Consider the following 1,714-nt stretch of genomic DNA (forward strand, 5'->3'; position numbering starts at 1 on the left):
CTCCAGTGGCTCTCAATCGCTTTCATTTCTGTTTTTCTTTCTCTTTCCCTCCACCTTCCTTTTCCCTTCCTCATTCTCTCCCCCTTCCTCTTTTCTTCCTCCCTTTCGTTCTCCTCCTCTCTTCCTCCCCCCTTTCTTTCTCTCCCTCCCTTTTCTTCTCTCATCCCTCCTCCCCTTCCCCCCTCTTCTTATTTTCTTCCCTCCTCTCTCCCCCTCTCCTCTCCCTCTTTTCTCTCTTTTCTCCTCTCCCTCTCCTCTTCCTTTCCTTCCTCCCCCCCCCCCCTTTCCTTCCCCTCTTCCTTTTCCCCTCCTCCTTTCCCCCCCTCTCCCTTCCCCTCCCTTCTCCTCCCCCTCTTCCCTCCCCTCCTTTCTCCTTTTTTCCTTCTCTTCTCTCTCTTTTTCCTTTCTCTTTCTCTTCCCTCCTTTTTTCTTTTTCCTTTCTCCGTTTTTCTTTTCCCCTCCTCCTCCCCCCTTCTTCTTCCTCTTCTCCCTCCCTCCCCTCCTCCTCTTCCTCCTCCCCTCCTCCTCTCCTCTTTCTCTTCTCTTCTCTCTCCTTCCCTCCCCTTCTCCTCCTCTTCTTTCTCTTTTCCTTTTTCCTCTTCTCTTTCTTCTTTCCGTCTTTTTTTTTCTTCTCCCCTTCTATCTTTTCTTTTTTCTTTCTTCCTTCTCCTTCTTTCTTTTCTTCTCTTTTCTCTTTTCCTTTTTCTTCCTTCTTCTCCCTCTTCTCCTCTCCTTCTTTCTCTTCTCTTTCTCCCTCTCTTCCTCCCCTCTCTTTTCCTCTTCCTTTCCTCCTTTCCCCTCCTTCCTTTCCCCTTCTTCCCTCTCCTCCCTTTTTTCCTCCTCTTCTTCTTCCTCCTCTCCCCTTTCCCCCCCCCCTTCCCCCTCCTCCTCTCCTCTCCTTTCCTCTTTCCTTCTCCCCCTTCCCCCTCCCTCCTCCCCTTTCTCTTTCCTTGTTCTTTCCTCCGTCCTTCTCTCTCCTTCCCTCCCTCCCCTTTCCGCCCCTTCTCTCGTCCCTCTTCTTCCTTTCCCTCTTTTTCCTCTCCCCCCCTCTTCCCTCCTCCCCTTTCCTCCTCCTCTCCCTCTCTTTCCTTCTTTCCCCTTTCCCCTCCTTCTCCTCTCCCCTTCCCCTTTCCTCTCTCTTCTTTTCTTTTTTTCCCCTCCCCCCTTCTCTTTCCCTTCCTTCTCCTTCTCCCTTTCTCCTCCTCCCTTCTCTTTTTCCTCTTCCCCCTTTCCTCTCTCCCTCTCCCCCCCCCCCCTCCTTTTTTCCCTTCCTTTCTCCTCTTCTTTCCTTCTTCTCCTCCCTCTCTCCTCTCCCTCCCCCTCTTCTTCCCTCTCTTCTTCCCTTTCCTCTGCCCTCTCCCCCACCCCTCCCTTTGCACTTCCCCACTTCACTCCTACTGCGCTTTCCCCCCCATTCCCTTCCTCCCTTTCCTCTTCCTTCCCTGCCGCTTTTCTCCTCCCCTCTCCTTCTCCCCTTCTCTTTCCTCTCCTTCCTCTTCTCCTCCTTTTCCCTTCTCCTCTTTTCTCCTTTTCTTCTTTTTTTCTCCTTTTTTTTCTCTTCCTTCTTCTCTCCTCTTTTCCCCCTTTCCTTCTTTCTTTTTCCTCTTTCCCCCTCTCTTTCTTCCTCTCCCCCTCCTTTTCCCTTTTCTCTCTTTCCCCCCTCTCTCCCCTTTTCCCTTCTTTCTTTTCCTCCTCCCTTTTCTCCCCTCCCTTT

The 1,714-nt window shown here is 51.7% G+C and carries 1 protein-coding gene; it reads right to left on the reverse strand.

Going from position 1 to position 1,714, the window contains the following annotated elements; translation table 11 throughout:
• Window positions 1–160 precede the first annotated feature (160 nt).
• On the reverse strand, window positions 161–1,714 hold a 1,554-nt coding region (locus CK226_RS36210; protein WP_179301191.1), incomplete at its 5' end, for a hypothetical protein.

This window comes from Mesorhizobium sp. WSM4311, assembly GCF_002295115.1.
Classification (GTDB): Bacteria; Pseudomonadota; Alphaproteobacteria; order Rhizobiales; family Rhizobiaceae; genus Mesorhizobium.